Consider the following 22,952-nt stretch of genomic DNA (forward strand, 5'->3'; position numbering starts at 1 on the left):
TTCCCGTGGCAGACCTCCGCTGGAGAAATGTAGAGAAAGAGGAGACTCGATGAGTGGCTACAGCACGATCGTCGTCGGCACCGACGGCTCGGAGTCGTCGCTGCGCGCCGTGGAGCGCGCCGCTGCACTGGCCGGCGACGCGAAGCTCGTGATCGCCTGCGCCTTCCTGCCGAGCGAGGGCGCCGATCCGGCCGCCGCCGACATCCTGGGCGCCGACGCCTACCAGCTGCAGGGCGCGAACCCCGTCAACGACATGCTGCGCACCGCCGAGGGGCGCGCCGTCAAGGCCGGCGCCTCCAACGTCGAGAAGCGGGCCATCAAGGGCCAGCCGGTCGACGCGCTCCTCGACCTGGTCAAGTCGCTCCCCGAGCCGGCCCTGCTGGTGGTGGGCAACAAGGGCATGAACTCGCTGACCGGTCGCCTGCTGGGCTCGGTGCCCTCGGACGCGGCCCGCAAGACCTCCGTGGACATCCTCATCGTCCACACCACGTAGTTCAGCTCCTCGGAGCAGCGGGGGCGTCAGGCCTCCAGAGCGCGCAACGCGCGCGGCAGCGACCCGGACGTGACCACGGTCAACGTCTGGGTCGCTCGCGTCAGGGCCACGTACAGGTCCCGCAGGCCCCGATCGAACTCGATCTCGGCCGGCTCTCCGACGATCAGCCCCGGTTCCACCACGATCACGTGGTCGAACTCGAGCCCCTTGGACTCGCGCACACTCATCACGCGCACACTCGGAGTCGTCAGCCGGCGCAGCGGGGCGACCAGGTCCGACGGTGCGAGGACCGCCGTCAGGCGATCGTCCTCGCCGGGTAGTTCGGCCCGCACCGCCTCCGCAAGGGGCCGGTCACCGTCGACCCGCACGAGGCGAGGCGGCTCGGCACCGGTCCGCACCGACGCCGGCGGCGACAGCGTCGGATCGATCTCGGCCAGCACGTCCGCCGCCAGGTCCATGATCTCCTTGGGCGTGCGGTAGTTCACCGTCAGCTCGGACACCTGGAACCGGCCCGGCACGTACGGGTCGAGCGCCTCGCCCCAGCTGGTCATCCCGGCGGCGTCGCCGGTCTGCGCCGTGTCACCGACCAGCGTCATCCAGCGGTTCGGGCTGCGCCGCATCAGCATTCGCCAGGCCATCGCCGAAAGCTCCTGCGCCTCATCGACGATGACGTGCCCAAACGTCCACGTGCGGTCGTCGCGGGCGCGGTCGGCCGTGGAGTTGAACTCCCGGACGGTCTGCCGCTGCGCGAGTTGCTCCGCGTCGATCAGGTCGTACGCCATGAGGATCTCCGCGTCGAACTCGTCGTCGAGATCCTGTGGCGCCGAACCGGTCAGGATGTCGAGGGCCTCCTGCGCCTCCTCCAGCCGCTGTCGCCATAGGCGCTCCGCCTCGTCCGCGTCCGCGTCGTCGTCGCCGAGGAACTCGGCGATCTCGTCGAGCAGCGGTGCATCGGCGGGGGAGAACGCCGGCTTGCCGTCGGCGCCCGTCGTGGCGGCACGGCGGAGCTCGGCGCGTTCGGCGTCGGTGAGGTCGGGAGCGGCCTCGGCGAGACGATCCTCGTCGCGCAGCAGCTCCGTCAGCACACGCTGCGGGGTCAGCGCCGGCCACAGCTGATCGAGGGCCCCGAGCACCTCCGGGTCCTGCGCGAGTTCGTCACGGATGTCGGAGATGTCGGTGCGGGAGAGCAGCATCGTGTTGTCCACCACCGACGAGCCGATCGTCGCCGCGTGCTGCGCGGCCAGCGCGTCGAGCGCCGACTGCCGGAAGATCGCCCGCGCCGTGTTGTGCGGTCGCCGCGACGAGCGGGCGCGGCCCCGCGCCCGCGTGGCGAGCTTCTTGTCCAGAGTGAGTGGATAGCCGTCGAACTTCAGCACGATCGGCTCGTCGGGCACGGTCTGCCAGCCCCGGACCGCCTGCTTCATCACCTCGACCATCGCGGTCGAGCCCTTGAGCCGGGCGGCCGCGGCCGTGTCCTTGAGCGTGGCGACGACGCCCGGGTACAGGTCACCGATGGTGCTGAGGAGGACACCGGTTTCACCGAGGCTCGGGAGCACCTGGCTGATGTAGTTGAGGAAGGTCTCGTTGGGGCCGACGATGAGTACACCGGTGCGGGAGAGGTTCTGCCGGTACGTGTAGAGCAGATAGGCCGCGCGGTGCAGCGCCACCGCCGTCTTGCCGGTGCCCGGCCCGCCCTGCACCACCAGAACACCGCGGTGCTCGGACCGGATGATCGCGTCCTGCTCGCGCTGGATCGTCTCCACGATGTCGGCCATGTGGCCGGTGCGCGCCCGGTTCAGCGCCTCCACCAGAGCGGACTCACCGGCGACGTTGGAGCCCAGGCCCTGGCCCGCCTCGGCACCGTCGCCCCCGCCGTCGGTGAGGGTGAGGCGCTCCGCGACCACGCCGGTGAGGTCCCGGCCCCGGGTGCGCACGTGCCTGCGCACCGCGACGCCCTCCGGCTGCGCGGGGGTCGCGAGGTAGAACGGACGGGCGAGCGGTGCGCGCCAGTCGAGCAGCAGGGTGCTCAGGTCCTCGTCGTCGTCGAGGACGCCGATCCGCCCGATGCGGCGGACCGCATCCGGGGACCCGCTCTCGGTGTCCGCCATGTCGAGGCGGCCGAAGTACAGGTTCTGCTCGGCGGCGTCGTACTTCGCGATGTCGTCGGTGTAGAGCTGGTGGTACGAGTCCCGCTCGGAGATCTCCTGCGGGTTCTCGCCGACCTCCTGCAGGTTGTCGGCCCGCCGACGGTTCGCGGTGCTCCGCATGGCGTCGATCCGGGCGTACACGCGATCGAGGTGGGCCTGCTCCTCGGCGAGCAGGGGATCGACGGCGTCGGTGGTCACGGGACTCCTCGTGGACGGCAGCGATGAATCAGACCGTCCATTGTCCACGATCCGCGGAATCCGCGCTGTGACCCCGGCGTCACCGTCGGGCGATCGACTTCACCATCAGGTAGCCGAGCACCAGGACGTAAGCCAGCAGGATGAGCCCGACGATCCGCCGCGTCACGGGGTCGCTGTCGAGGAAGACGATGGCCGCCATCGGTGCGCCGAGAAACGCGGGCACGAACAGGAGCACCGCGGCGCGCCGGGTGCGGCGGTTGTCCGGCGGGGGAGTCTCGACGGCGCCGGAACGGAGTCGTTCGCGGGCGCTGACCTCCTGGGTCTGCTCCTCGTCCCATTCGGCGGTCACGACGGTGCTCCTTCCGGGTAGTCGGGCAGCTCGATGCCGTTGATGGCGCGCTCGATCACCGTCATGTCCCACTCCTCGGGTGGCGTCGCCGGCGGTTCGCCCGGGGCGGGGACGGTACGACTCGCCGCGTTCCACTGCGCGACCTGCTGATTCGCGTCGACCATCGGCCGCAGCAGGCGTTCGTAGGCGGCGAACGCCGGCGCCGGCCGCCAGTCGGAGACGGCGAGCTCACCCGCCAGCACGTAGGCCCCCACGAGAGCGAGACTGGTGCCCTGGCCCGACATCGGCGACGAGCAGTACGCCGCGTCGCCGAGGAGGGCGACCCGCCCCGCCGACCATCGGTCCAGCACCACCTGCGCGACTGCGTCGAGGTAGAAGTCGTCGGCTTCCTCGGCGTGCTGCAGGATCTGCGGCGTCAACCAGCCCAGGCCGGTCATCTTCTCGCGGAGCAGAGCCTTCTGGGTGTCGAGGTCGCGCGGCGCGAGCTCCGCCTCGGTAGCGGCGAACGAGAACAGTGCCATGCCCAACGCGGCGTCGCGAATGGGGCGCAGGCCCGCCGACCGGCCGGGGACCACGCAGTCGAGGAGCCAGCGGTCGAGGCCGAACTCGTTCGGCACCGTGTAGAAGGCCATCGCCTGGCCGAGGTGGCGCAGGTACCGCTCGTGCGGCCCGAAGACGAGCGCCCGGAGCGAGGAGTGCAGGCCGTCGGCCCCGATGACCAGGTCGAACCGGCGCGCGGCGCCGCTCGCGAAGGTCACGTCGACCCCATCTGCGTCCTGCGTGAGCGCGGCGATCCGATCGCCGAAGACGTAGGCGGCCTCGTCGCGGGTGGCGCCGACGAGCACGTCCGAGAGGTCGCCGCGCAGGATCTCGATGTCGGCGATGAAGCCGTCGCCACCGTCGTCCTCCGCACTGAAGGTCTGCACGACCGTGCCGGCCTCGTCGACGAACCTCGCGCCCGCGGTCTCGGTGCGCGCCGAGCGGACCGCATCGTCGAGCCCCATGCGGCGGATCACCTCGCGCGCCACCCCGCGTGCATCCACCGCCTGCCCTCCGGGGCGTAGTGCGGGCGCACGCTCGACGACGGTGACCTCCGCGCCGTAGCGCGCGAGCCAGTGCGCGAGAGCGGGCCCGGCGATGCTCGCGCCGGCGATCAGGACGGTGGGGCCGGCCATGACTTCTCCTCGATCGTTCGCGCAAACAATGTGCTGATCATAGGCGTACGGATGCGCTGTGGGCGGCGGTGAAGCGGGCCTTCTTCTCCTTGTTCCCGCACGTGTTCATCTCGCACCAGCGACGACTGCGGCTCCGGCTCGTATCGAAGAACGCGGCTCGGCAGGTGGGCGAGGCGCACAGCGCCCACCGCCCGGCGCGTTCCCCGCTCAGGAGCGCGACGGCATCAGCGGCGATCACCCCGAGAGCATCACCGACCGGGGTGTCCTGCGAGAGGAGCCACCGGCGCTCGCGCTCCGGCGTCAGGGCGGCCGCGGCGCGGCCCCGGGCGCTGGACGCGTTGATGAGTCGCACCGCTCGACGCGGGAGGATCTCGTCGCTCGCGGCGGCTGTGGCAGAGCGGTGGATGGCCTCGCGCAGGGCCACCGCCCGTGCGAGGTCGTCGGTCGTGCACGCATGGACCGGGAGGCTGACGGCGACGAACCAATCGGTGAGGCGCTGCGGCGTCGGTATCCGCTCGACGGGGTCGCCGGCGCGTTCCGTGAGCGTTGCGGTGAAGCTCGTGGCGAGCACATTGCCGAGCCGGAAGTCGGGGAACGCTGCCATGGAACCAGCATAGGTGGTTGCAGGGTTCTGGATGGACTGATAGAACCGTCATAGCCGGTTCAGAGGGCAGCCGTGTCAGGACGACCGTCAGGAGGCGGGCATGGGTTCCGATGGCATCGAGACGTTCGACGTCCACATCCAGCACGGTGAGTTGGCGGCGCTCCGATCGCGCCTACGGGCCGCACGTCTCCCGGAGCGCGAGACGGTGTGCGCCAGTGCTGTGGGGCGGGCGCGATGGGCTCAGGGAGTCCCGCTCGCCGACCTCGTCGACGTCGTGGCCTACTGGCGTACTGACTACGACTGGCGCTCGTTCGAGAACCGCCTGCGCCGGATCGGCCAGTTCCGCACGGTGATCGACGGTCTCGGGATCCACTTCCTCCACCGGCGCTCGTCCCGTCCTGACGCGACGCCGCTCATCGTGACCCACGGCTGGCCGGGCAGCATCGCGGAGTTCATCGACGTCGTGGAGGATCTGGCGAATCCGGTCGACGACGGGATGCCGGCCTTCCATGTCGTGGTCCCGTCACTCCCCGGATTCGGGTTCAGCGACAGGCCGTCGAGCACGGGATGGGGCACCGAGCGGATCGCGGCGGCGTGGGTCGCATTGATGGAGCGGCTCGGCTACCCGAGGTTCCTGGCGCACGGTGGCGACTGGGGCGGCAACATCACCACGGTGCTCGCGGGCAGGTTCCCGGATAGGGTGCTCGGCATCCACACCACCTTCGCCGAGGGGCCGCCCGGGATGTCCACGGATGGCCTGACGACCGAGGAACGACGATGGGCGGCGGAGACCGCGGACTTCTGGGCGAACCGTGCGGGCTACGCCAAGCAGCAGGCCGCCCGGCCGCAGACCATCGGATACGCGCTCGTGGACTCCCCGGTGGGGCTGCTCGCGTGGATCCTCGACAAGTTCGCCGAGTGGTCGGACACCGTGGACGGCCCGTTCGAGACGATCTCCCGCGACCGGATCCTGGACGACGTCACCCTCTACTGGCTCACCCGGACGGGCGCGTCGGCCGCGCGGATCTACGCCGAGAGCCACGCGTCCCTCGACCCGGACCTCCGCGTCGACGTGCCTGCGGCGATCACGATCTACCCGCGTGACATCGAGAAGTGTCCGCGTCCGTGGGCCGAGCAGCGCTACCGGCGCATCGTTCGATGGCGATCCCCGGAGCGGGGCGGCCACTTTCCCTCGCTCGAGGTCCCCGATCTGTACATTCAGGATCTGCGGGAGGGGCTGGCTGCGGTGCTCGGCGGCGCATGGTGATCCCGTCGCGTGACAGTCGCGTGCCAGTGGGAACAGTGTCGGCGTGACGTCGGTGGATCCCGGGGCGGTACACAGCGGCCGCGCTGCACACTGGACGCATGACGCGGTGGGTGCTGCACGTGGACATGGACCAGTTCCTGGCCGCGATCGAGATGCGGCGTCGCCCCGAGCTGGTGGGCCTGCCCGTGGTGGTCGGTGGGCGCGGCGACCCGACCGAGCGGGCTGTGGTGTCGACCGCGTCGTACGAGGCCCGGGCATTCGGCATTCGATCGGGGATGCCGCTGCGGACCGCGGTCAAGCGGTGTCCCGAGGCGGTCTTCCTGCCTGTGGATTTCCCGGCCTACGAGCAGGTGTCCGCCGAGGTCATGGGAGTCCTGCGGGCGTTCCCCGAGGCCGCGGTCCAGGTGTTGGGTTGGGACGAGGCGTTCGTCGGGCTGGACACGGAGGACCCGACCGCGGCGGCCGCCGCCATTCAGCGGGCCGTGCTCGCGAAGACCGGCCTGCACTGCTCGATCGGGATCGGTGACACCACCGTCCGTGCGAAGAACGCCACCGACCTCGGAAAGCCCCGGGGTACGTTTGCGCTCACGCGCGAGAACTGGCTCGCGGTGATGGGCGGCAGGCCGGTGCGTGACCTGTGGGGAATAGGATCGCGCCTGTCCCAGCGCATGGCGGGGCTGGGTATCACGACGGTCTCGGATCTCGCCGCGGCGGACGAGGCGGTCCTGGCCGCGGAATTCGGGCCGCGCACCGGGCCCCACCTACTGGGGCTGGGACGCGGCGCCGGACCCGACCGCGTGGACGAGACGCCGTGGGTCGCCCGAGCTCACGGACACGAGCGGACCTTCCAGGAGGATCTCACGACACCCGAACAGGTTCGCGGCGCGCTGGACGACCTTGCACGCGCGGTCGCGACGGACCTGCGGGCGGAGACGCGCCCGTGCATGCGGGTGCACGTCAAGGTTCGATTCGCGCCCTTCTTCACCGTCAATCGCGTGCGGAAACTGACCGAGCCGACGTTCGACCCGTCGACCATCGCCGATACCGCCGAAGCGCTGTACCGCGCCCTCGACGACGACCGCCCGGTGCGGCTGTTGGGCGTGCGCGGCGAGATGGTGCCGCCCGAGGGCGGCTACCCCTGACCCGCTACCAGCCGCGCTCGCGCCACTCCGCGAGGTGCGGGCGCTCGGCGCCGAGGGTGGTGCCCTTGCCGTGGCCGGGGTGCACGACGGTGTCGTCGTCGTACCGGTCGAAGAGCTTGGTGGTCACGTCGGCGTAGAGGCGGTCGAAGTCCTCCGGCGAGCCGGTCTTACCGACGCCGCCCGGGAACAGGCTGTCGCCGGTGAACAGGTGGACGGGGGCGCCGTCGACCTCGGGGCGCAGGGCGAGCGTGATCGAACCCGGGGTGTGGCCGACGAGCTCGATGACGTCGAACGTGAGGTCGCCCACGGTGAGCACCTCGCCGTCGGCGAGCGTGCGGTCGGTGGGGGCCTCGATGCCCTCGGCGTCGTTGACGCCGGCGGCCGCGGGCACGCCCAGCCCGTCGCGGACCTCGGCCAGGGCGTACCAATGGTCCAGGTGGCGGTGGGTGGTGACGATCAACTCGACGCCGCCGGTCTCGCGTGCGACCTCGAGGACCCGCTCCGCCTCATTGGCTGCGTCGATGAGCAGCGTGCGCCCCGCGGAATCACTCACCAGGTACACGTTGTTGTCCATACCGCCGACGGAGAGTTGCTTGATCGTGGTGGTCACGGGCCTCACGCTACCGCGCGGCGAAAACTTGTCAGTGGGGTTGCCTAGCATTGACGAGGGCCCGAGCTGTGGGCCTGCAACGAGGCGGATGAGGGGATCACGGTGGTCGATCGTTTGATCGTGCGCGGCGCGCGCGAACACAACCTGCGGGGTATCGATGTGGATCTCCCGCGCGACAGCCTGATCGTCTTCACCGGGCTCTCCGGCTCCGGCAAGTCCAGCCTCGCGTTCGACACCATCTTCGCGGAGGGACAGCGGCGCTACGTCGAGTCCCTGTCGGCGTACGCGCGGCAGTTCCTGGGGCAGATGGACAAGCCCGACGTCGACTTCATCGAGGGGCTCTCGCCCGCTGTGTCGATCGATCAGAAGTCGACCAACCGGAACCCGCGGTCGACCGTCGGCACCATCACCGAGGTGTACGACTACCTGCGCCTGCTCTACGCGCGGGCCGGCACGCCGCACTGTCCCGAGTGCGGCTCCGTGATCGCGCGGCAGACGCCGCAGCAGATCGTGGACCAGGTGCTCGACATGGAGCAGGGCACCCGCTTCCAGGTCCTCGCGCCCGTCGTCCGCACCCGTAAGGGCGAGTTCGTCGACCTGTTCAACCAGCTGCAGACGCAGGGCTACTCCCGCGCCCGGATCGATGGGGTGGTGTACCAGCTCGCCGAGCCGCCGAAGCTGAAGAAGCAGGAGAAGCACGACATCGAGGTCGTGATCGACCGCCTGGCCGTGAAGGCGACGGCCAAGCAGCGTCTCACCGACTCCATCGAGACCGCCCTGCGACTGGCCGACGGCATCGTCGTGCTCGATTTCGTGGATCGAGAGGAGAACGACCCCGAGCGCGAGCGGCGATTCTCCGAGAAGATGGCCTGCCCCAACGGCCACCCGATCGCGGTCGACGACCTCGAGCCCCGCTCGTTCTCCTTCAACTCGCCCTACGGCGCGTGCCCGGAGTGCGACGGCCTCGGCGTCCGGAAGGAGGTCGATCCGGAGCTCGTCGTGCCCGACCCCCTGCTCTCGCTGGCCGACGGTGCCATCGCCCCGTGGTCGTCCGGGCAGAGCGCCGAGTACTTCCTCCGGCTCCTCTCCGGTCTCGCCGACGCGATGGGTTTCGACCTGGAGACCCCCTGGAAGGATCTGCCGGCCAAGGCCCGCAAGGCGGTCATCGAGGGCTCCGAGCACCAGGTGCACGTGAAGTACCGCAACCGGTACGGCCGCACACGGTCGTACTACGCCGAGTTCGAGGGCGTCATGCCGTTCCTGCACCGCCGCCTCGAGTCCACCGAGTCGGAACAGATGAAGGAACGGTACGAGGGGTACATGCGCGACGTGCCGTGCCCGGCGTGCTCCGGGGCACGGCTCCGCCCCGAGATCCTCGCCGTGACCCTCGACCATCCGCGGTTCGGCGAGAAGTCGATCGCGGACGTCGCGGCGATGTCCGTGGGGGAGTGCTCCGACTACCTCTCCGACCTCAAGCTGGGCGCGCGGGAGGCCGCGATCGCCGGTCGGGTGCTCAAGGAGGTGCAGGCCCGCATCGCCTTCCTGCTGGACGTGGGCCTGGAGTACCTCTCCCTGTCGCGTGCCGCCGGATCGCTGTCGGGCGGTGAGGCGCAGCGCATCCGGCTCGCCACGCAGATCGGCTCCGGCCTCGCGGGCGTGCTGTACGTGCTCGACGAGCCGTCGATCGGCCTGCACCAGCGCGACAACCGCCGGCTCATCGACACGCTCGTGCGGCTGCGCGACCTGGGTAACACGCTCATCGTCGTTGAGCACGACGAGGACACCATTCGTACCGCCGACTGGGTCGTGGACATCGGCCCCTACGCGGGCGAACACGGCGGCAAAGTCGTGCACAGCGGCACGTACAAGGCGCTGCTCAAGAACAAGGAGTCCCTCACCGGCGCCTACCTGTCGGGGCGGCGCGCGCTCCCGGTCCCCGCGGTGCGGCGGCCGATCGATAAGAAGCGCCAGCTCAAGGTCGTCGGCGCTCGCGAGCACAACCTCAAGAACATCGACGTGGCGTTCCCACTGGGCGTGCTCACGGCGGTCACGGGAGTCTCGGGCTCGGGCAAGTCGACGCTCGTGAACGACATCCTCGCGACGGTGCTGGCGAACAAGCTCAACGGCGCGCGCCAGGTACCGGGGCGGCACAGCCGGGTCACCGGCCTCGACGGGCTCGACAAGCTCGTGCAGGTGGACCAGTCGCCGATCGGCCGGACGCCCCGGTCCAACCCCGCCACCTACACGGGTGTCTTCGACAAGATCCGGACGCTGTTCGCCGCCACGACGGAGGCGAAGGTGCGCGGCTACCAACCTGGCCGGTTCTCGTTCAACGTCAAGGGCGGCCGGTGCGAGGCGTGCTCGGGCGACGGCACGATCAAGATCGAGATGAACTTCCTGCCGGACGTGTACGTCCCGTGCGAGGTGTGCCACGGCGCGCGGTACAACCGCGAGACGCTGGAAGTGCACTACAAGGGCAAGAACATTGCCGAGGTACTCGACATGCCGATCGAGGAGGCCGCCGAGTTCTTCGAGGCGGTGACGTCGATCCACCGCTACCTCAAGACGCTGGTCGAGGTCGGCCTCGGGTACGTACGGTTGGGCCAGCCGGCCACCACCCTGTCGGGCGGCGAGGCGCAGCGCGTCAAGCTGGCGGCCGAGCTGCAGAAGCGGTCCAACGGCCGCACCGTCTACATCCTCGACGAGCCCACCACGGGCCTCCACTTCGAGGACATCGCGAAGTTGCTACAGGTGATCGACGGGCTCGTCGACAAGGGGAACTCGGTGCTCGTCATCGAGCACAACCTGGACGTGATCAAGACCGCCGACTGGATCGTCGACATGGGTCCCGAGGGCGGCAGTGGGGGCGGCACCGTCGTCGCCCAGGGCACGCCCGAGGACGTCGCCGCGGTGCCGGAGTCCTACACAGGCAAGTTCCTCGCGGAGGTCCTGGCCTCGTCGTAGGGCGTGTCGCCCTGGGGATGCGGCTGTGGAGGGACGGTGGATCGCCTGGGGACGCCTGTGGAGGGCAATCCACAGCATCTTGTGTAAATTGCACGCGTGTGACACTAGATGTAGTGTTGAAGGCATGAGCAACGTGACCGTCTACACCAAGCCCGCGTGCGTGCAGTGCACGGCGACCCACCGTGCGCTCGACAAGGCCGGTGTCGAGTACACCTCGGTCGACATCAGTCTCGACGAGGAGGCCCGGGAGTACGTCCTCGCGCTCGGTTACCTGCAGGCGCCGGTGGTCGTGGTCGACGGCGCCGAGCACTGGTCGGGCTTCCGTCCCGACCGCATCAAGGCGCTGGCCTCGGCGCCCGCAGCGGTCGCCGGCGCGTAGCGCGGTCCGGCGCCTTCGGACGGGCCCTCAGTCGCGGGGATGCGACTGAGGGCCCGTCTCGTCTCGTTCCCGTGCGACGAAGCAGAACGGGCCCTCGGTCGCGGGAGTGCGGCGGAGGGCCCGTTCGTACGGCCGTGGACGGGGTCGGCGGAGGTCAGCGATGCGGATAGCAGCGGCCGGGCTCCCACCGGCCGGGCACCCAGCGGCCCTGCTCGTACCAGCCCGGGTTCCACCGCGGCTGCACCCAGTAGCCGGGATGCCAGCCCCACCGGTCGACCCAGCCGGGGCGCCAGTAGCCGGGGGACCACCAGCCGTTGTGCCACCGGCCGGGGGTCCAGTAGCCGCCGACCCAGCGGCCCGGTTCGCACCATCCGTGCCCGGGGTGCGAGACCGCGGGGGTCGGGGCGGCGGCCGCCGTTGTGGCGGTCATCGTCCCCAGAGGTGCCAGTACTCCAGCAGCGACCAGTACGCCGGCCGCGAGCGTTCTCATCCTTGTCATGCCGTGACGGTACGCCTGGTGTGACGTGGAACACTAGACGTATTTACACAGGTCAGGGTGGTTTTGGGGGATAACCCTGAGGGTTAGCTGTACACCGGTCCCGTGTACTTCTCGCCCGGACCGTGGCCCGGTTCATCCGGATAACTGCTGTATTCACGGAAGGCGAGTTGGAGGGACTTCAGCCCGTCGCGATACGGGCCCGCGTGGGGGCCGAGGTACTCGACCGACGCGGTGGTCAGGCCGGCGAGTGCGGTGATGAGGCGCCGCGCCTCGTCGAGGTCGAAGTGCGGGCTCTCGCGCGGGTCGAAGGCCTCGGAGTCGTCGCCGTCGACGCCCGTCAGGCCGAGCTTCTCCGCCGCGGCGCTCATCAGCAGCATCCACGCGCTGGAGATGACCTCGATCGACGGCGAGTCCGCGACCAGGCGCTCCAGGGTGTCGGGCTCGGGGGACGAATTCGGATTCTCACTCACGACTGCTACACTGTCATGTGCGACCGCTCCGGCTCTGTCCGGGGCAGCAAGTGGAGTCCACTCCCACCACGTCGATCGTCGGTCGGCTGGTCCGGTCGCCGCAGTGGTTCCGCAAGGAATTTCCGCTGCGGTCTCCTCGTTGGAGGAGGGGTCGATCGTCGGCGTACGCCGTCGGGGGCCCGAATCGGTCGGTGTGGGCCCCGTCAGGCGAAAAGCCTGGTCGGGGCCTTTTCGCTGTGTGGGACATGGGTGGGCCTCGTCGGCTGCGCGGCGGTCTACGAGTGAAGACCGCTCGCAACGAGACACGAGCACCTATTCAAGGAGGCCCCATCAGCACTGAGACACGCACCAACGGTCAGATCCGCGTTCCCGAGGTCCGACTCGTCGGCCCCGGCGGCGAGCAGGTCGGGATCGTGCGAGTTGAGGATGCGCTCAAGCTGGCGTACGAGGCGGATCTCGACCTGGTCGAGGTGGCGCCGAACGCCCGCCCGCCCGTGTGCAAGATCATGGATTACGGCAAGTTCAAGTACGAGGCGGCGCAGAAGCAGCGCGAGTCCCGGAAGAACCAGCAGCTGACCGTGATCAAGGAGCAGAAGCTCCGCCCGAAGATCGACGACCACGACTACGAGACCAAGAAGGGTCACGTCGTCCGATTCCTGGAGCAGGGCTCCAAGGTCAAGGTCACGATCATGTTCCGCGGCCGCGAGCAGTCGCGTCCGGAACTGGGTTTCCGTCTTCTGCAGCGCCTGGGCGCCGATGTCGCCGAGTACGGCTTCGTCGAGACGTCCGCGAAGCAGGACGGCCGCAACATGACCATGGTCCTCGCCCCGCACAAGGGCGCGAAGACCCGCGCCAAGGCGCAGCAGGACAAGGAAGCCCCGGTGGCGCGGCCCGCCGCGCCCGAGGCTTCGGCCGAGTAGCGACGCACGTCGCGCCCGGCAGTACACGACACAGAGAGACGAACACATGCCGAAGAACAAGTCCCACAGCGGTACCTCGAAGCGCTTCAAGCTCTCGGGGAGCGGCAAGGTGCTGCGCCAGAAGGCCGGCCGCCGCCACCTGCTCGAGCACAAGAGCTCGCGCGTGACTCGCCGCCTCGACGGTGTGGCCGAGGTCGCGCCCGCCGACGTGCGTCGCGTCAAGAAGCTGCTCGGCAAGTAAGCCGCTCCCGGTACCCGCTCGAACTTTTCCATCACGTAAGGACTGAAGACCTATGGCACGCGTCAAGCGCGCAGTGAACGCTCAGAAGAAGCGTCGTTCCATCCTCGAGGCGTCGAAGGGCTACCGCGGCCAGCGGTCGCGCCTGTACCGCAAGGCCAAGGAGCAGCAGCTCCACTCGATGACCTACGCGTACCGCGACCGTCGTGCGCGCAAGGGCGATTTCCGCAAGCTGTGGATCACCCGCATCAACGCCGCGGCGCGGGCCAACGACATCACGTACAACCGCCTGATCCAGGGCCTGAAGCTGGCCGGTGTCGAGGTCGACCGCAAGAACCTCGCCGAGATCGCCGTCTCGGACGCCGCCGCCTTCACCGCGCTCGTCGAGGTCGCCCGCAAGGCGCTCCCGGCCGACGTGAACGCGCCCGCCGCGTAATGTGACGGACCACACGCAACGACCCGCGGACCAGCTCTTCACGGAGCGGACCCCGCGGGTCGTTGCCGCTTCCAAGCTCCTCCGCGCCGCCGGCCGCCGGAAGGCCGGAAGATTCCTCGCCGAGGGCTCCAACGCCGTGACGTCGGCGCTGGCCGCGGGCCTGGTCGACGAGCTGTACGTCACCGAAGAGGGGGCCGCGCGGTACCCCGATCTGCTCACGGGCCGCGAGGTGTACGTGACCGAGCGCGCCATGCGCGGCCTGTCGGACACCGTCACCCCGCCCGGCATCGTGGCCGTCTGCCGGGCCCTGCCCGAGGCTGACGTGCCCGACGGTGCGCGACTGGTCGCCGTGCCCGTCGATGTCGCCGAGCCCGGCAACGCCGGCACCGTCATCCGCGTGGCAGACGCCGTGGGTGCCGACGCGGTGCTGCTCGCCGGAGACGCCGTCGACCCGATGAACGGCAAGGTCGTGCGCGCCTCCGCCGGATCCGTCTTCCACCTGCCCGTGGTCCAGGAACGCGATGCCGCCGCGGCGGTCGAGCAGCTCAGGGCCACCGGGCTGACGGTGCTCGCTACCGCCGCCGACGGCGAGGTCTCCCTCGACGATGCCGACGACCTGCTCGCCGGCCCCACCGCGTGGCTGTTCGGCAACGAGGCCCACGGTCTTCCGCGCGAGTTGCAGTCCCGCGCCGACCACCGCGTCGCCATCCCGATCCGTGGTCGCGCCGAGTCCCTCAACCTCGCGACCGCCGCGTCGATCTGCCTGTACGCCAGCTCCCGAGTGCAGAATCGGGGATAGGTCCGCACCCGATCCGGGTAGGACTACTCATCCCTGACGGCGTCCGCGCCGGAAGCATGGTGACCATGAGATTGCTGCCCGCCCGCGCCGCCGTCATCGACGGCACCCTGGACACCCGCGACCGTGCGATCGACGTCGCGCGCCTCGTGAGCCTGCTCGTCGTCATGTTCGGCCACTGCGTGCTCCTGCTCGCCACCGTCGCTCCGTCGGGCGTATGGGTGGGGAACACCCTCGGTGCGCAGCCCTCGCTCCAGCCGATCACGTGGATGGTGCAGGTCATGCCGTTGTTCTTCCTCGCCGGCGCCGCGAGCAGCGCCTACGGCCTGCAGCGGGGTACGCCGTGGGGCGGATGGCTGTTCGGCCGGGCGCAGCGGCTCGCCCGGCCGGTGTTCTGGTACCTCGCGTTCTGGACGGTCGCTCTGGCCGCGACCCGGGTGCTGCTGGGGGAGTCGAGCGCGGCGCGCCTCGGCGGCGAGTCCGTCGCGCTGCTGTGGTTCATCGGCGTGTACCTGCTGGTCCTGGCGTTCGTGCCGGCCCTGATGCGGTGCGGCGCCGCCGCGCTCGCCGGGGTCGTCGTGGCGCTGCTGGCCGCGTCCGCCCTGGTCGACGGTGCGCGGCTCGCCTCCGGAGCGATCGAGTGGGGATTCCCGAACTTCCTCATCGTGTGGCTGATCCCCGTCGTCATCGGGGTCGCGTATGCGCGGCGGCAGATCCGCACGCGGGTCGCACTCGTGATCGCGGCGGTCGCCTTCGCCGCCGCGCTCGCCGCAGTCGTTCTCGGACCGTACGACGTGCCGCTCGTCGTGACCGGCACCGAGACCTTCTCCAACACCACGCCGCCGACCTTCCTGCTGGGCCTGCATTGCGTGTGGGTGAGCCTGCTCTTCGTCGCGGCGGCGCCCGCGATCGGCCGGTGGGCCAGGATCCCGCGGGTCTGGTACCCGATCGCCGTCGGCAACAGCGGCGCGATGACCCTCTACCTCTGGCACATCCCCGCGATCGCCGTCGCCGCCTTCGCCCTGCACGCCGTGGGCATCGACGCCGTCGACCCGGCCCAGGCGGGCTTCTGGGGCCTGATGGCGCTGCGCGCCATGGTGTTCGCCGTCGTGATGTTCGCGCTGTTCGTCCTGCTCTCGCCGCTCGAGCACCGGCGTCTGCCGTGGTGGGACGCGCGAGTCACGGCCTCCGGCCGTCGGGGTGCGAGCGTCGGCGGCCTCGTGTGCGCGGCCGGTGTGGCGGTGCTGCTCATGGCCAAGGAGGGACTCGGCGCGTCGCCGGGCTGGTGGTCGCTCACCGTGTTCGTGGTGGCGCTCCTCGGCGCACGGGCCTCGTGCGGGTCGGAGGCGGACACCGTCGGGCGCGGGACCGAGTCGCTCGACGACGCCGCGGGTGTCGGCCTCACGCGTCCGCGGGCTGCAGGCCGGGGCTGAGCGGCCGGGGCTTCACCGGGCTGGAGAAGACCACGTTCGTGGTGATGTGGCCGTAGGTGGCCAGTCCGCTCGCCAACTGCTCGAGGTGATCCATCGACCCCGCGACCACCTTGATCAGGTAGCAGTCCTCACCTGTCACGTGGTGCGCCTCGAGGACCTGCGGAACTCCGGCGAGGTACTCGTGGAAGGCGGCGGTCCGGCCGGGGCCGAAGCGCAGCCGGATGTAGGCGGTCACGTCGTGGCCGAGCGCCGCGGGCTCCACGACGGCCGTGTAGCCGCCGATCACGCCGGCATCGGTGAGGCGGCGGACGCGATCGGCGGTCGCAGACGGCGACAGGCCGACGCCTCGCGCCAGGTCCGCAGTCGTCGTGCGGCCGTCCTCGAGGAGGAGCGCGAGGATCGCGCGATCGGTGCCGTCGAGGGGAATCCGTGGATTGCTCGTCACTTCATCGAATCTACGCGAGAATCATCGGCGGCTTTGCGACATGACCGTGGATCATCGGTTCCGGCGGGCGTTCGACACTCCTATCGTCGTAGCGTGACTGCATTCCGAGAATTCGACCGTCGCTCGACGGCCACCCTTGCCGCGGTCTGCCTCGCCGCCATGATGAGCGGTTTCGAGATCTCGAGCGTCCCCGTGATCCTCCCCACCCTGGAGGCGAGTATCGGCGCCGATGCCGTTGCCCAGCAATGGATCGCCGACGGATACACCGTCGCCGTCGCGAGCGTGCTGATGGCCACGGGATCGCTCGCCGACAGGTTCGGGCGGCGCCGTGCCTTCGTCGTCGCGACCGTGCTGTTCACCGCCGCGACGCTGTTCTGCGGCCTCGTCACCGCGCCGGGGCCGCTGATCGCCGCGCGAGTCCTGCAGGGCATCGGTGGTGGCGCAATGTTGACGACCCTCGTGGCGGTCCTGGCTCATGCCTTCCCCGCCGGACGCCCGCGCACCGTCGCCTTCGGGTTCTGGGGCGTCGTCTTCGGCGCGGGCCTCGGTTTCGGGCCCATCCTGGGCGGCCTGATCTCGTCGGCTTTCGGCTGGCAGTGGGTGTTCCTGGTGAACGTTCCGGTCGGCGTGGTCACCGTGGTGCTGATTCTGGCGGCGGTCCGCGAGTCGCGGGACACCGGCTCCGCGCGGGTCGACGTGCCCGGCGTGATCAGCCTGAGCGTGGCGGTGGCGGCGTGCGCCTTCGGCGTCACCGAGGGAGTCGCGGGCGGGCTCAGCGCGTCCGCACTCGCGGCCTTCGGTCTCAGCGCGATCGCAGCCGCCGTGTTCGTCGCGGTCGAGCGGTGGAGCGCGCATCCGATGGTGGACTTCGGTATCTTCGGCCACCGCGACTTCTCCGGGGCGCTCCTCGGTTCGGCCGGGATGAACTTCGCGTTCTGGCCCGCGATCGTCTACCTGCCGGCCTATCTGCAGGCGGGGCGCGGGTACTCGGTCGCCGGGGCGGGCCTGCTCCTACTGGGCTACACCCTCCCGACGCTGCTGTTGCCGCCGATCGCCGAACGCCTCGCCGTCCGGTACGGCGCGCGGCGCACGATTCCGGCGGGGCTCGCGACGATCGCCGCGGGGCTGTTCCTGGTGTGCGCAGGCGGCGTCGTCGTCGATGCGCCCGCCGTGCTCCTAGCCGGCTTCGCGGTGGCGGGCATCGGTCTCGGACTCACGAACACGCCCGTCACGAACACGATCACAGGCTCGGTGAGCGCCGACCGCGCCGGCATGGCATCCGGTCTCGACATGAGCGCCCGGATGGTCTCGCTGGCCGTGAACATCGCGGTGATGGGCGTGCTCTTCAACGCGGCCCCGTCTCCCACCGATGGACTGGCCCGCTTCACCCTGTACGGGGGCGTCGCGGCGGTGTTCTTCGCCGTCGCCAGCGCGGTGGTCTTCCGCCGCCCGACGAGGGCTATCGCCGGGGCGGGTCAGGCGGCGGACGTGCGCGTGCCGTGCGCCTCCGTGGCCGACGGTGCCGCCGCGGCACCGTCGGACGCCTGACCGGTGCGTTCGACCTCGTCGGGGACCCCGACCGCGGGGCCCGCCGCCACGATCGACGGCTGCTCGGGCGCGCCGGGGAGAAGGACGTTGAACAGCAGGTTGAGGACCACCGCCACGATCGCGGCTGCGCTGATGCCCGAATGGAAGATCACCACGAACCACGACGGGAAGGCGTGCCAGAAGTCCGTGGAGACGACCGGGATGAGCCCGAAGGCGATCGACGCCGCGACCACCAGCAGGTTGTTGTTGCCCTGGTAGTCGACCGTGGCGAGGGTGCGGATCCCGCTGGCCGCGACGGTGCCGAACAGGACGAACCCGGCGCCCCCGAGGACCGGCCCGGGGATCACGCTGAACGCGGCCGCCGCGATCGGGGACAGCCCGAGGAGCAGCAGGATCGCGCCGCCCGCGGCGACGGCGAACCGGCTCTTGATCCCGGTGAGTGCGACCAGCCCGACGTTCTGCGCGAACGCGGTGGCGGGAAAGGAGTTGAACACCGGCGCCAGCAGCGAGGACGCCATGTCTGCCCGCAACCCGTCGGCGACCCGACGCGAGTCGACCTTCGTGCTCACGACCTCGCCGACCGCCAGGATGTCCGCGGTGGTCTCGACCATCGTCACCAGGATCACGACGGTGAGCGAGACGATCGCGCCGATCTCGAACATGGGCCCGCCGAAGGCGAAGGGATGGGGGAGGGAGAACACCGACGCAGACCCCACGGCGCCGACATCGGCGCGGCCGAGGATCAGGGCGACGACGGTGCCGACCACCAGCCCCAGCAGCACCGACAGCCGGGAGAACACACGCACCCTGCTGAGCAGGACGACGGCGAGGAACGTGAACATCGCGAGGCCGATGTTCGGGAGCGCGGCGAAATCCGGATTGGCCACCTTCCGCCCGTCGACGGTGACCGTCGGCTGCCCCGTGATCCATCCCGCCGCCACCGGCATGAGCGACAGGCCGATCACCGTGATGATCGACCCGGTGACGACCGGTGGGAAGAAGCGGATCACCCGCGCGAAGAACGGGGTGATGGCCAGACCGATCGCTGCCGCGACGAGCAACGATCCGAAGACGACACGGAGCCCGTTTTCGGGGTCGCCGGCGAGGATCGTGAGGATCGTCGACACGGTCGCGAAACTGGTGCCCTGCACCAGCGGCAACCTGCTGCCGAAGAACGGCACGGCGAGCGTCTGCAGCATCGTCGCCAGGCCGCTGACGAAGAGGCCGCTCGCGACGAGGAGCGCCTTCTGCGCGGTGTCCAAGCCGGCCGCGCCGCCCACGATCAGCGGGACGGCGATGACACCGCCGAACATCGCGAGGATGTGCTGGACCCCGTAGCCGAGAGTCTTCCCGACGCCCAGGTACTCGTCCTCGGGTCGCGTGTGCGGCGTGCCGTCGTCCGTCGTCGTGATCGCCATGGCCCGACGGTAGGCAGCCCGATCCGCCGGTCGATTGCCTCGATGTGACGGCGGTGTTGCATCATGCGAGCGCGATGCTGCCCGGGTGCGCGCGGACCGAGGACGGTGTGTGGTGTGATAAACACAGAGTGTCGAATCATGTGGAGGGAGATCGGGATGAAGCGGATCGTCATCGCAGGAATCATCGGAATGGGCGCGATCGCCGTGCCGGCCGCAGCGGCTCAGGCGGCTCCGGGTGCACCGGTCACGGTCACCTGTGACGTGTACGCGCAGCAGTTCGGCAACCAGTTCGCGTCGTTCGCGGGGACTGTGCACGGGACCGGGCCGAATCGCGCAGCCGCGCGCGCGAACGCGGAGTCGAAGATCTGGGGCCCGTACGGGTCGATGCCGTACGTGGCGAACTGCCGCTGAGCCGGCGTACCGTCGGGGCCGTGACGAGGGCGGCACGCATCGAGGACGTGGCCGCGGTCGCGCTCGCCCTGCCGCGGGTGGTGGAGGTCGCGGCGTGGGGTGGCCGCCCGGCGTGGCAGGTGGGCAAGAAGGTGTTCTGCGGCAACCGGTCTCCGCGCCCGGACGCCGTCGACGATGCGGGCGTCCGGTTGGATGACGTGATTCTCATCCGCACGCCGGACGAGTCCGACAAGCTCGCTCTCGTCCAGGCCGAGGGCCCGTTCTTCACCACGCCGCATTTCGACGGCTACAACGCGGTTCTGATCCGGGCGTCGCGCCTCGGTGAGATCACCCGCGACGAGCTGGCCGAGGTCATCGAGGACGCGTGGTGCGCGTGCGCCCCGAAGACGGTCGTCAGGGCCTGGTTGGCTGAGCGCGCCCGCTGACGCCCGGCGGGGTTCGGACGAGGCCGGCGACGACGATCGCCGGGGCCGCCATCAGCGCGATATTCGGTCCCCACCACGCGAGGTCGACATCGCCCGCGAACGCCCAGAACGAGATCGCCATGAGGCCCGCGCAGAACGTCAGGGTGCAACCGGCGGTGAGGACGATCCGCCCTGCCGCGGGGCGCGTACGCACGAGCCGCAGGCCCGCCGCGCCGAGACCGACGGCGAGCGCGTCGAGCGGGAGGAAGGACCAGTTCCACGCCTGCACGACGGGGCTCGAGTAGTCGCGGAAGCGCCACTGCTCGGGGACGGCGCCGGCGATGATCGCCGCCCAATAGGCGGCGAGGGCCAGGTCGACAGCGAGGAGCAACGCCTTCGCGGCCCTCATTCGGCGGCCGTCGACAGATTGATGATCGCGACACCGACCACCGTGATCGCCATGCCGAGGATCGTGCTCGCCGAGACGCGATCGCCGAACAGGACCGCCGCCGCAGCGGTGACCAGCACGGTCCCGGCCGCAGACCAGACCGCGTAGGCCACACCGACGGAGACCTCGCGGAGCGACAACCCGAGGAAGGCGAACGCGCCGAGGTAGCCGGGTATCACGACGAGGAGCGGCCAGAGGTTCTTGTACCCGTCCGTCGCGCGGAGGGCGAGGGTGCCGGCGACCTCGCAGGCGACGGCCGCGGCGAGGAGTAGTGCAGCTGTGCGGGACATTCCACCTCCGAAGAACCAGACCGGTTGGTATGTTTCAAGATGAATCACGGACTGTCAAGAGGGGGACGGATGCAGGAGAGGGCGGCGCGCACACGGGAGTCCCTCCTCGATGCGGCGGCGGAGATCGTCGATGCGCGAGGCTACGACGGTGCCGCGCTCACGGACGTCCTCGCGCGCGCCGGCGTGACCAAGGGGGCGATGTATCACCATTTCCCGTCCAAGGCCGCCCTGGTCGGCGCCCTGGTCGAGGAGCAGTTCGCGCCCGCGCTGGCGGACCCGAGCGTTCCGGGGATGCCCGTCCTGCACGCGGCCGAAGTCACGTTCCAGGCGCTCGCCGCCAGTGTCGACGACGTCCGGTTCCGCGCCGCCCTCGGCGTGGTCATCGATCGCCCGCATCCCGACCTCGCCCCGTGGGCGCGCCCCGTCGCCGACTGGTCCCACGCGTTCGCCGGTCTGTTCGCGGCCGCGCGGGACGCGGGCGACCTCGCCGCCGACGTCGACGTGACGGCCGAGGCGGAGGCGATCGTCGCGATGACGATCGGAGCCTTCTGCGTGGCCCGCGCCGTCGGCGAGCCGGCTCGCGCCCTCGCGGTCGCGACGACGGCCTGGGGGATGGTCGTCGATCGTGCCGTCGCGACGGACCGCCGCGCCGCGCACCGTCGGGCGCTGAGCGACCTGGTGGGCGCGTACCAGCGGTAATGCGATTCCGTCCGGGGAACGCCGTCGACTACTCTGATCGGGTACCGTCCCACCCTCACCGAGGAGCTTGAGAGCAGTGTCGGAAGACCAGACCGCCCCCGTCGACGACCTCAGCGAAGCGGCACTCGACGCCTTCGCGGACGAGGCCGCGCGGGCGTTCGACGCCGCCTCCGACCTCGATGCCCTGAACGCGGCGCGGCTGGCGCACCTCGGGGAGAAGTCGCCGCTGGCGCTGAGCAAGCGCGCCCTGGGGACCATCCCCAAGGAGGAGCGCAAGGACGCCGGCAAGCGCGTCAACGTCGCGCAGGGGCGTGCCCGCGCCGCCTACGAGCAGCGGAAGGCGGTGCTCGACGCCGAGCGGGACGCCGCCGTCCTCGTCTCCGAGTCGATCGATGTGACGCTGCCGTCGGCCCGCGCGCCGCAGGGCGCCCGCCACCCCGTCAGCATCATCGCCGACGAGGTGGCCGACTTCTTCGTCGGCATCGGCTGGGAGATCGCCGAGGGGCCCGAGGTCGAGACCGAGCACTTCAACTTCGACGCGCTCAACTTCCTCCCCGACCACCCGGCGCGGTCGATGCAGGACACGTTCTACGTGGCCCCGGAGGGGTCGCGGCAGGTCCTGCGCACGCACACCTCGCCGGTGCAGGTGCGCTCGATGCTCACCCGCGACGTGCCGATCTACGTGGCCTGCCCCGGCCGCACGTTCCGCACGGACGAACTCGACGCCACCCACACCCCGGTCTTCAGTCAGGTCGAGGGGCTCGCCGTGGACAAGGGCCTGACGATGGCGCACCTGCGCGGCACCCTCGAGGCCTTCGCCAAGGCGATGTTCGGCCCCGAGACCACCACCCGCATGCGGCCGAACTACTTCCCGTTCACCGAACCGTCGGCCGAGGTCGACGTGTGGTTCCCGAACAAGAAGGGCGGGGCCGGCTGGATCGAGTGGGGAGGCTGCGGCATGGTCAACCCGAACGTGCTGCGCGCCAGCGGCATCGATCCCGAGGAGTACTCGGGCTTCGCGTTCGGCATGGGCCTGGAGCGCACCCTGCAGTTCCGCACCGGCCTGTCCGACATGCGCGACATCGTCGAGGGCGACGTCCGCTTCACCCTGCCCTTCGGCGTCCGCGGCTAAGCGGCTCCCGTTCCCACAGCCTCACCAGGAGAAGGAC

26 protein-coding genes are annotated in these 22,952 nt (G+C 70.3%); 15 read left to right on the plus strand and 11 right to left on the minus strand.

What is annotated here, in order from left to right:
* Window positions 1-49: 49 nt before the first annotated feature.
* A complete protein-coding gene (locus ELY19_RS17995) occupies window positions 50-493 on the plus strand; it encodes a universal stress protein (RefSeq protein ID WP_126197447.1) in 444 nt (147 codons plus the stop codon).
* A 26-nt stretch (window positions 494-519) separates the two neighbouring features.
* Here ELY19_RS17995 and ELY19_RS18000 read toward each other — a convergent pair whose 3' ends face one another.
* From ELY19_RS18000 to ELY19_RS18015, 4 genes are all read right to left on the minus strand, one after another.
* Complete coding sequence (locus ELY19_RS18000) at window positions 520-2,760, minus strand: HelD family protein (protein WP_227967362.1); 2,241 nt, start codon at window positions 2,758-2,760, stop codon at window positions 520-522.
* A 157-nt stretch (window positions 2,761-2,917) separates the two neighbouring features.
* On the minus strand, window positions 2,918-3,187 hold the full coding sequence (locus ELY19_RS18005) for a hypothetical protein (protein ID WP_126197449.1): 270 nt from the start codon (window positions 3,185-3,187) through the stop codon (window positions 2,918-2,920).
* Complete coding sequence (locus tag ELY19_RS18010) at window positions 3,184-4,362, minus strand: FAD-dependent monooxygenase (RefSeq protein WP_126197450.1); 1,179 nt, start codon at window positions 4,360-4,362, stop codon at window positions 3,184-3,186. Before ELY19_RS18010 ends, ELY19_RS18005 begins: the two co-directional genes overlap by 4 nt.
* 37 nt (window positions 4,363-4,399) lie before the next feature.
* A complete protein-coding gene (locus tag ELY19_RS18015; RefSeq protein WP_126197451.1) occupies window positions 4,400-4,966 on the minus strand; it encodes a CGNR zinc finger domain-containing protein in 567 nt (188 codons plus the stop codon).
* A gap of 100 nt (window positions 4,967-5,066) precedes the next feature.
* Here ELY19_RS18015 and ELY19_RS18020 point away from each other — a divergent pair, with 100 nt between their 5' ends.
* Window positions 5,067-6,233, plus strand: coding sequence for an epoxide hydrolase family protein (locus tag ELY19_RS18020; protein WP_126197452.1), 1,167 nt, complete (start codon window positions 5,067-5,069; stop codon window positions 6,231-6,233).
* 98 nt (window positions 6,234-6,331) lie between these two features.
* Window positions 6,332-7,375 (plus strand): DNA polymerase IV, encoded by a 1,044-nt coding sequence (locus ELY19_RS18025; RefSeq protein ID WP_126197453.1) that lies wholly within the window; start codon window positions 6,332-6,334, stop codon window positions 7,373-7,375.
* A gap of 4 nt (window positions 7,376-7,379) precedes the next feature.
* Here the strand turns inward: ELY19_RS18025 and ELY19_RS18030 are convergent, their stop codons facing one another.
* A complete protein-coding gene (locus ELY19_RS18030; protein ID WP_416222712.1) occupies window positions 7,380-8,036 on the minus strand; it encodes an MBL fold metallo-hydrolase in 657 nt (218 codons plus the stop codon).
* 51 nt (window positions 8,037-8,087) lie between these two features.
* Here ELY19_RS18030 and uvrA point away from each other — a divergent pair, with 51 nt between their 5' ends.
* Together uvrA and nrdH are read left to right on the plus strand one after the other, a co-directional pair.
* On the plus strand, window positions 8,088-10,949 hold the full coding sequence (gene uvrA / locus ELY19_RS18035; RefSeq protein ID WP_126197455.1) for an excinuclease ABC subunit UvrA: 2,862 nt from the start codon (window positions 8,088-8,090) through the stop codon (window positions 10,947-10,949).
* 124 nt (window positions 10,950-11,073) lie between these two features.
* On the plus strand, window positions 11,074-11,328 hold the full coding sequence (gene nrdH, locus ELY19_RS18040; protein WP_126197456.1) for a glutaredoxin-like protein NrdH: 255 nt from the start codon (window positions 11,074-11,076) through the stop codon (window positions 11,326-11,328).
* A 154-nt stretch (window positions 11,329-11,482) separates the two neighbouring features.
* Here nrdH and ELY19_RS18045 read toward each other — a convergent pair whose 3' ends face one another.
* Both ELY19_RS18045 and ELY19_RS18050 read right to left on the minus strand, forming a co-directional pair.
* On the minus strand, window positions 11,483-11,827 hold the full coding sequence (locus ELY19_RS18045) for a hypothetical protein (RefSeq protein ID WP_126197457.1): 345 nt from the start codon (window positions 11,825-11,827) through the stop codon (window positions 11,483-11,485).
* An 83-nt stretch (window positions 11,828-11,910) separates the two neighbouring features.
* The gene (locus ELY19_RS18050) at window positions 11,911-12,297 is read right to left on the minus strand and encodes a recombinase RecA (protein WP_126197458.1); all 387 of its coding nucleotides are present in this window, start codon (window positions 12,295-12,297) and stop codon (window positions 11,911-11,913) included.
* 245 nt (window positions 12,298-12,542) lie between these two features.
* On the opposite strand from ELY19_RS18050, the gene infC reads away from it, so the two are divergent.
* The 5 genes from infC to ELY19_RS18075 are packed head-to-tail and all read left to right on the plus strand — an operon-like array spanning window position 12,543 to window position 16,120.
* Entirely contained in the window at window positions 12,543-13,217 is a 675-nt protein-coding gene (infC, locus tag ELY19_RS18055) for a translation initiation factor IF-3 (protein WP_227967366.1), read from the plus strand.
* A 46-nt stretch (window positions 13,218-13,263) separates the two neighbouring features.
* Window positions 13,264-13,458 carry a 50S ribosomal protein L35 gene (gene rpmI / locus ELY19_RS18060; protein ID WP_068531598.1) on the plus strand — a complete coding sequence of 65 codons (195 nt, stop codon included), beginning with the start codon at window positions 13,264-13,266 and terminating at the stop codon, window positions 13,456-13,458.
* A gap of 52 nt (window positions 13,459-13,510) precedes the next feature.
* On the plus strand, window positions 13,511-13,891 hold the full coding sequence (gene rplT / locus ELY19_RS18065) for a 50S ribosomal protein L20 (protein ID WP_126197459.1): 381 nt from the start codon (window positions 13,511-13,513) through the stop codon (window positions 13,889-13,891).
* A 1-nt stretch (window position 13,892) separates the two neighbouring features.
* Entirely contained in the window at window positions 13,893-14,690 is a 798-nt protein-coding gene (locus tag ELY19_RS18070) for a TrmH family RNA methyltransferase (protein WP_126197460.1), read from the plus strand.
* 56 nt (window positions 14,691-14,746) lie between these two features.
* Window positions 14,747-16,120 (plus strand): acyltransferase family protein, encoded by a 1,374-nt coding sequence (locus tag ELY19_RS18075; protein ID WP_126197461.1) that lies wholly within the window; start codon window positions 14,747-14,749, stop codon window positions 16,118-16,120.
* On the opposite strand, the gene ELY19_RS18080 is transcribed toward ELY19_RS18075, so the two are convergent.
* Window positions 16,089-16,565, minus strand: coding sequence for an Lrp/AsnC family transcriptional regulator (locus ELY19_RS18080; RefSeq protein WP_126197462.1), 477 nt, complete (start codon window positions 16,563-16,565; stop codon window positions 16,089-16,091). The genes ELY19_RS18075 and ELY19_RS18080 overlap by 32 nt on opposite strands.
* A 93-nt stretch (window positions 16,566-16,658) precedes the next feature.
* On the opposite strand from ELY19_RS18080, the gene ELY19_RS18085 reads away from it, so the two are divergent.
* A complete protein-coding gene (locus ELY19_RS18085) occupies window positions 16,659-18,113 on the plus strand; it encodes an MFS transporter (protein ID WP_197715921.1) in 1,455 nt (484 codons plus the stop codon).
* Here ELY19_RS18085 and ELY19_RS18090 read toward each other — a convergent pair.
* The gene (locus tag ELY19_RS18090) at window positions 18,041-19,531 is read right to left on the minus strand and encodes a nucleobase:cation symporter-2 family protein (RefSeq protein WP_126197463.1); all 1,491 of its coding nucleotides are present in this window, start codon (window positions 19,529-19,531) and stop codon (window positions 18,041-18,043) included. The genes ELY19_RS18085 and ELY19_RS18090 overlap by 73 nt on opposite strands.
* Window positions 19,532-19,669: 138 nt before the next feature.
* Between ELY19_RS18090 and ELY19_RS18095 the strand changes: the two genes are divergently transcribed.
* Window positions 19,670-19,942 (plus strand): hypothetical protein, encoded by a 273-nt coding sequence (locus ELY19_RS18095; protein ID WP_126197464.1) that lies wholly within the window; start codon window positions 19,670-19,672, stop codon window positions 19,940-19,942.
* A 20-nt stretch (window positions 19,943-19,962) separates the two neighbouring features.
* The gene (locus ELY19_RS18100; protein WP_126197465.1) at window positions 19,963-20,367 is read left to right on the plus strand and encodes an MmcQ/YjbR family DNA-binding protein; all 405 of its coding nucleotides are present in this window, start codon (window positions 19,963-19,965) and stop codon (window positions 20,365-20,367) included.
* Here the strand turns inward: ELY19_RS18100 and ELY19_RS18105 are convergent.
* Both ELY19_RS18105 and ELY19_RS18110 read right to left on the minus strand, forming a co-directional pair.
* A complete protein-coding gene (locus tag ELY19_RS18105) occupies window positions 20,336-20,755 on the minus strand; it encodes a DUF5360 family protein (RefSeq protein WP_126197466.1) in 420 nt (139 codons plus the stop codon). The two genes, ELY19_RS18100 and ELY19_RS18105, sit on opposite strands and share 32 nt — an antisense overlap.
* The gene (locus ELY19_RS18110; RefSeq protein WP_126197467.1) at window positions 20,752-21,084 is read right to left on the minus strand and encodes a DMT family transporter; all 333 of its coding nucleotides are present in this window, start codon (window positions 21,082-21,084) and stop codon (window positions 20,752-20,754) included. Before ELY19_RS18110 ends, ELY19_RS18105 begins: the two co-directional genes overlap by 4 nt.
* 69 nt (window positions 21,085-21,153) lie before the next feature.
* On the opposite strand from ELY19_RS18110, the gene ELY19_RS23645 reads away from it, so the two are divergent.
* Window positions 21,154-21,783, plus strand: a complete 630-nt coding sequence (locus tag ELY19_RS23645; protein WP_197715922.1) for a TetR family transcriptional regulator — start codon at window positions 21,154-21,156, stop codon at window positions 21,781-21,783.
* A 76-nt stretch (window positions 21,784-21,859) separates the two neighbouring features.
* Window positions 21,860-22,915 (plus strand): phenylalanine--tRNA ligase subunit alpha, encoded by a 1,056-nt coding sequence (gene pheS, locus ELY19_RS18120; protein WP_197715923.1) that lies wholly within the window; start codon window positions 21,860-21,862, stop codon window positions 22,913-22,915.
* The last annotated feature ends 37 nt before the right edge of the window (window positions 22,916-22,952 follow it).

Source organism: Tsukamurella paurometabola (assembly GCF_900631615.1).
Lineage (GTDB): Bacteria > Actinomycetota > Actinomycetes > Mycobacteriales > Mycobacteriaceae > Tsukamurella > Tsukamurella paurometabola_A.